The organism is Clostridium thailandense, assembly GCF_019207025.1.
Taxonomy (GTDB): Bacteria; Bacillota; Clostridia; order Clostridiales; family Clostridiaceae; genus Clostridium_AM; species Clostridium_AM thailandense.
Genome location: NZ_JAEEGC010000162.1, coordinates 1 through 6,431, shown reverse-complemented (window position 1 = coordinate 6,431; position 6,431 = coordinate 1). Strand labels below are relative to the sequence as shown.

At 30.2% G+C, this 6,431-nt stretch carries 5 protein-coding genes; 4 read left to right on the top strand and 1 reads right to left on the bottom strand.

What is annotated here, in order from left to right:
* Positions 1-180: 180 nt before the first annotated feature.
* Positions 181-1,545: a TolB-like translocation protein gene (locus I6U48_RS25220; protein ID WP_218323236.1), complete on the bottom strand. Its 1,365-nt coding sequence runs from the start codon at positions 1,543-1,545 to the stop codon at positions 181-183.
* A gap of 658 nt (positions 1,546-2,203) precedes the next feature.
* On the opposite strand from I6U48_RS25220, the gene I6U48_RS29920 reads away from it, so the two are divergent.
* The 4 genes from I6U48_RS29920 to I6U48_RS25200 all read left to right on the top strand — a co-directional run bounded on the left by I6U48_RS29920 (position 2,204) and on the right by I6U48_RS25200 (position 6,338).
* Positions 2,204-2,374, top strand: a complete 171-nt coding sequence (locus I6U48_RS29920; RefSeq protein ID WP_246615549.1) for a hypothetical protein — start codon at positions 2,204-2,206, stop codon at positions 2,372-2,374.
* Positions 2,375-2,626: 252 nt separating this feature from the next.
* Positions 2,627-2,914: a YjcN family protein gene (locus I6U48_RS25210; protein ID WP_246615548.1), complete on the top strand. Its 288-nt coding sequence runs from the start codon at positions 2,627-2,629 to the stop codon at positions 2,912-2,914.
* Between the two features lie 958 nt (positions 2,915-3,872).
* Positions 3,873-5,123 carry an MFS transporter gene (locus I6U48_RS25205; protein ID WP_218323235.1) on the top strand — a complete coding sequence of 417 codons (1,251 nt, stop codon included), beginning with the start codon at positions 3,873-3,875 and terminating at the stop codon, positions 5,121-5,123.
* 21 nt (positions 5,124-5,144) lie between these two features.
* A complete protein-coding gene (locus I6U48_RS25200) occupies positions 5,145-6,338 on the top strand; it encodes an amidohydrolase family protein (protein WP_218323234.1) in 1,194 nt (397 codons plus the stop codon).
* Positions 6,339-6,431: the final 93 nt, after the last annotated feature.

Genomic DNA, 6,431 nt, shown 5'->3' with positions numbered 1-6,431 from the left:
TTCCAGCACTATAAATACTTTAGACTTGTCAAAAGTATTTAAATGTGTCTTCCAGAATGTAAATATATCCCTGCGTATAAGTTAAGTGTCTGGTGTTGATATCTAAGTGCAACAGCCTCGCTATTTTTCTAAATATATTCTTTTCTCCATCAATTCCACCTTTCACATGGAGTACTACTCTTAAGAAACATAAATATCCAAGCTGTTTGTTAAGTCAAAATGACCATAGTACCAGCTGCGTTCATCCAATTTGATACCTGTAGCTACACTTTCTTTTTTATTTCCTTGTAATTTCCATAAGGAAATAGTATTACCTTCCATTACTCTAGCAAATATAATTCCTTCTCCTTTTGAAATATAAGTAGGAGAGAAATTAAAGTTGTTATCTTCCGTTATTTTTTCTACTTTTTTATTTTGTAAGTCCACAGTATATATATTGTGTGGCTCCTTATGCCACTTTTCCATATTCTCACTGGCATTTGCTGCGGAAAAAATAACTTTTTTTCCATCTGGTGAGAAGTCTGGGGTCATTGTAACCATTCCCTTAGCAGTAAATCCCAAAGCTTCAGTACTTGCTATCATGTCTTTAGGTAAAATAGGTGTAAAGGTTCCACTTAGTATATCTACAACGCCTAAGGTTTTATTAATATTCATATTTCTTGCGCCGCCGTTATTTAAATCTGGAAATCTTCCGTCTAAAGGGTTTATAGCTAAATTATCACTATAAGCCAAAGCAAAGATTTTTTCCTTGTTAAAAGCTGTAAACTTATTATTTTTTACTTCATATACACCAAATCCAACTCCATCAGAATTTATGGAAGCTGAGTGAACTTTACACCATATATATACATAAGCTCCATCCTTTGAAATACCTGCAACCTCAGGGAGAAATCCCAAATTTTTTGTGTCACTAGCATCCGTACTAATAGGCTCCGAAGGGATTACCACTTTTTCTTTTCCGAGTTTTATATTGTAGCTTATTATTCCTCTGTCTTTGTAATATTGATATCCTTCTTTTGTATAGTAACTAAATACACTTGCATATATTGTTCCTTTTCCATCGCCTGATATTTGTTCATAATGCTCTTCATTTTTTATATAATAAGAGAATTTTTTAGAGGTTGCATTAAAACCATTTAATCCACCTTTTTCTGTTGAATATGCTAAATCACTGGAGGTTGCCCATCCATAACTTAACACTTGTTCTGAAACCTTTATGATCTCTTTTTTGCCTTGATTCAAGTCAATTGAAGCTACATAAAGAGATTTATCTTTTATGTAGGCAACATTTTGTCCATCTGGAGAAATACTTGGGGTCTTAAATAGTCCACCCTTATCTACAAGCATTTCTTTATCTGTTTTTGATAAATTTATTAACCACAATCCATTCTCTTTTGCTATTACTACAAAATCAGTAGTGACTTTATTACCTTTTGCCTTCACTAAGACACCAGTTGTAAGTTCCGCTGTAATAATCAACAAAACTGCTATAGTGAGTGCCAATATGCCTTCTATTTTTTCAGATCTTTTCCCACTTTTAATCATAATTAGCTTCTCCTTTAATCATGTAAATCATAGTATAAAATTACACTTGATTGAACCCTCTTATATTCTTATTATGGCATAAGGGAAGTATAGTAAATAGTTTTCCTCTCTTAATAGAAATTTAATATTCCTTTTTTTACAAGAAAAATGCATTGATCATCCTTTTTATTATTTTTTTATTTGTATTGGTTAAAAAAGAACTATTGGTCATATATTCTCCCATTATTTTAGATGGATTGTTTGTGCATTAACTATTAAAATTAAATTTTTTTTAGAACCTAACTATAAAATTATGGTAATAGATGTAATTATTCAAGTATATACTTTTGGTTATTATTACAGAATTGGAGAGCATAACAGAGGCAATGTTGATTAAGCATAAAATTGAAATTTATCATTATAAGTACTTATAATGATAAATTGTAATATCATGTTATGATTAGATATAGAAAAGTAAAGCGGATTATAACGGACAAAAAAGGTTGGCACGAAAAATACTCAAAACCTAATTTATAGCTTGAATATAGAAAAAATAGTAAAAAGATATATAAATCAAGTAGGTAGTGATGAAGTGTTTCTTAATTAGAGATAGTAAAAAGTTATTCTGTAAATATATAGTAAAAAGTGAATAAAACCCTTGCTATTAAATGTGTTTAGAGTGATATATGTAACTACCAAAACTCAGCAACATGTAGCTTCTGAAGGTGGATTCCTACTTGAAAATGACTTTATAGCAGATGAAATGAGCTTTAAAATAGATGATGCTATAATAAATGGAACTAGTGGAGCACCTGCGTTTATCCCATCTAGTGGAGCTGCAACCTCTTAGTACAGCACACTACTTAATAGACCAATAATTCCAATAGAGCAGTGCTCCGCTCTTGGTAAAAAGGGAGATATAATCCTAGTTGATCCAACACAGTATATTGGAATAGATAAAAATTGAAATCTGTTACAGTAGAAATAACCAGAAAGTGTAAATTAATAGTAATTTCTGGTATAATGTTTACAAATATTATTACGACCGTGTAATTTATTGTGTATTAATAAAATATTAGGATTTATATGGGGAGGGAATTCATTGAAAGCTTTAAGAAATGGCATTATTTCATGTATAACAACAATAGTTGTGTTTACTGGAATGTATTTATTTTGCCATTCTACACCAGAAAGGTTAATTCGTACTGATTTGTTTTTTACAGGACATTTAATTGGTGCGTTTACAACCGATGTTTTTAAGAACGGTATGGATCTGCAATATGGTCAGTTTTATTCTTGTAAGAACCCAGGAATAGGACCAGATCACTATGCATTCTTTAAAAAGAACGGTTTTTGGTATATAAATCGGAATGGAACAGGTGGTGGATAAAACTCTATTACATAATATTCTTATATTATATAATAAATCTTATAATAAATCTTATAATAAATATGATATAATAAAAAAGTTTTATGGAAAATAGAAAAATAAAATGAAAAAATTACCAGAATATAATGAAGAGAAAAAGGTTACTATAATAGCATAGGGTATGTAACAGTTGAGCCAAGAGTTATATATGCTTCTAAGTAGAGGTGTATATGATTCGGCCGACGATTATATATAGGTTATTATATAATAGCTTATATATAGTCAGAGGGAAGATTCTATATTGTGGGGGAAAGCTTTAATATAGTCTATTAAAATTGATTATATTAAGGTTCCAACTTATGATATAGGGTCGAGTTAAGATTATATGGAGTGTTGAGATGGTTATATACAGTCGAGAGATTATATATAGTTGTGTAGATATTTTATATAGTCGAAGGAACCATTATTATAGGTAATGAACTGCTTTATTATGGTGGAAACATCATAGTGAGGTAATACATGTTATCTATAGTGGTGCAACTTAGATTATTACGTGCTCTATGTATAGAAGAACTATAAGCGGATTATTTATTAATCCATTTATAGTTCTTTTCTATTTTTGGCACATAGAAATGCAAACTTAAAAAGCAGTAACGGTTTTTCTAAAAAAGTTGAGTAGGAGTTTGGAACAATTGAATTAAAATGTATTGTTTAGATTACCTTATATTTTGTCAGAAAAGGTGAAATTTTTTATTTCAATATCAACAAAGTGATTTAAAAGAACCTAGAAAGCAAAAGTTTTTCACTTGCTTTTTAAGTTTGGAAAGTTGAATATGTTAATCATACATCTAGCTAAAAATATAACAAATATTGTTATCATGATTTGATACTTTTGTATTGACACATACGAATTTATACATGTATAATATATTTAACACAAAATTATACGCGTATAATATTTAATGGAGGTGTTTTTATTTTGGAACTGAAAAAAAAGTATCAAACAGTATTTTTATTGACATGTGGACTTTGCATCTGGAACATTGTTTATTTGCCATCATTTTTTTATGTACCGTTCCAAAAGGCTTTTCAAATGACAAATGAACAAATGGGTACACTATTATCAATGTATGGTGTAATTGCATTACTTGGTTATTTCTTTGGAGGTATGGTAGCCGATAAATTTAATCCAAAAAAATTAATGGTTCTTTCTAATATTGCTACAGGCTTACTTGGATTATATATGGCCACATTTCCGAATTATAATGCACTAATAATTGTATACATGGCATTTGGAGTAACTTCAGTTATGCTTTATTGGTCTGCATTTGTAAAAAGCATAAGAATGATGGGTGATGATGATGAGCAAGGAAAGCTTTTTGGGGCTTTTGAAAGTTTTTACGGAATTGTATCTTTAGTTTTGTCTTACATAATTTTATTAACATTCTCTAACTATATAGCTAATAATGGACACTTCGAATATGTCATAATCAGTTATAGTGTAATTAGCATAATCATAGGTTTCTTCATACTCATATTGTATAAACCAGAAAAAAATGCGTCTAATATGATATCAACAGAAAGCAAATTTAACTTTAAAGCATTACCTCAAGCATTAAAATTGCCAGTAACCTGGTTCAATTCCATAATTGTGTTTACATTATTTGTTATAATTTCTGGATCTTCATATCTTAACCCATTTTTGAATAGTGTTTATATGGTACCAGTAACATGGGCTACTGCACTGGGAATTGCTATAAAGTATGGTTTCCGTGTGTTTGTTTCTCCGATTGGTGGTTCATTAATTGATAAATATAAAAAATCATCCAAAGTACTAATTTATACATCTGTATTAATAATTACTGCTGGTATATTCTTGTTAATATTACCTAAAAACCCTAAGTATATGGTGTTAGGAGTAGTGGCAGTATTCATATTCTGTGTTGTGAATAATCTGCCAAGAGGCTGCATGTATGTTCCTGTGGCTGAAGCTAAAGTTCCGGTTGAGATAGTAGGTACAGTAGTTGGTATTGTTTCTGCTATTGGATATAGTTCTGATGTCTATATTTGGAAACTATTTGGATCCTTGTTGGACAAGCATGGAAATCAGGGTTATAACTATATTTTTATGATTCTTATTGGATCAGCAACAATAGCACTTGTAACTGGAATTATTTATGACAAATATCTATTAAAATTAGATAATAAATCTGGAAAAGTAATAAGTTAATTATAAAATGGAGGGAAAATAATGATAATTATAAAAAATGCAAGACTAATTAATGAACTGACAGAAGGATACAATAATAAGTTTGCTGACTTATTGATTGAAGGAAATAAAATAAAACATATCGAAGAGTGTGGATTTGATTTCAATATTAACGATGCAAAAATCATTGATGCTAATGGAAAAACATTGATGCCTGGATTATGGGATTTACATGCACATTTATATCTTCAAAGTTTTACATGCAATACGGAATTAATTTTAAAGGATTTAGGTGAAGAATTATTTGACTGCTATAAATATTCTAATGAATATTTAAAGCAAGGTTATACAACAATTAGAGATGTTGGTGCTACAATGGATACTGCAATTTTTTTGAGAAATGCTATTAATCGTGGCGATCTTAAGGGAATCAGGATAATTGCTGCAGGAATCATTATAACACCTACTGAAACTGGGAACAAAACATTTCCAAAACTATATGCTGAAGTAGATTCACCAGATGAATTAAGAAAAGTTGCGAGACAGGAATTACAAAAAGGTGCTGATTTCCTTAAATATATGGGTACAGGTGCAGGTACAAATGATGGTGGTGTAATGGGTCAAAGAATTGCAACTGTAAAAGAGTTAGAAACGATTCAAGAGATTGCCAATCTTAAGAATACTTATGTTGCTGTTCATTGTCATGGTTCTGAAGGCATAGAAAAATGTATTGAAGTCGGTATTAGAACAATAGAGCATGCTACAATGGTCAGTGATAAAGCAATTGAGATGTTGAAAAATAATAGCAAAACGTTTTTGATTCCGACACTATCTATAGTAGCATTGATGCTAAAAGAGAGAGAAAAAGGTCTTTCAAAAAATGTTAATGATGAAAAAGCTGAATTAATTTACTATGGATTTAAGTGTTTAAAGAAAGCTTATGAAGCAGGATTAAAGTTAGGATGGGGAACAGATATACCTATGACTGGATTTATAGAACATCCAGGATTAGAATTTATCGTTAGGAAAGAGTATCTTGGAATTTCTAATATAGACATGTTATTGCAAGCAACTAAAAATAGTGCAGAAATAGCGGGCTATGGCGAAGAGTTAGGAACAATTAAAGTTGGGAAAATTGCTGACTTGATTATAGTTGATGGAAATCCAGATGAGGATATTAAAGTAATGTGTAAACAGCCATTACATGTTATAAGAGATGGAGAAAAATTATTATAAAAGAGAAATTAATATAGATTCGTAACATAGTTTTTGATTCTACACTAGTATTGATTAACTCTTAGGAATAGGCAGGGCAAACGCATGAGTTAA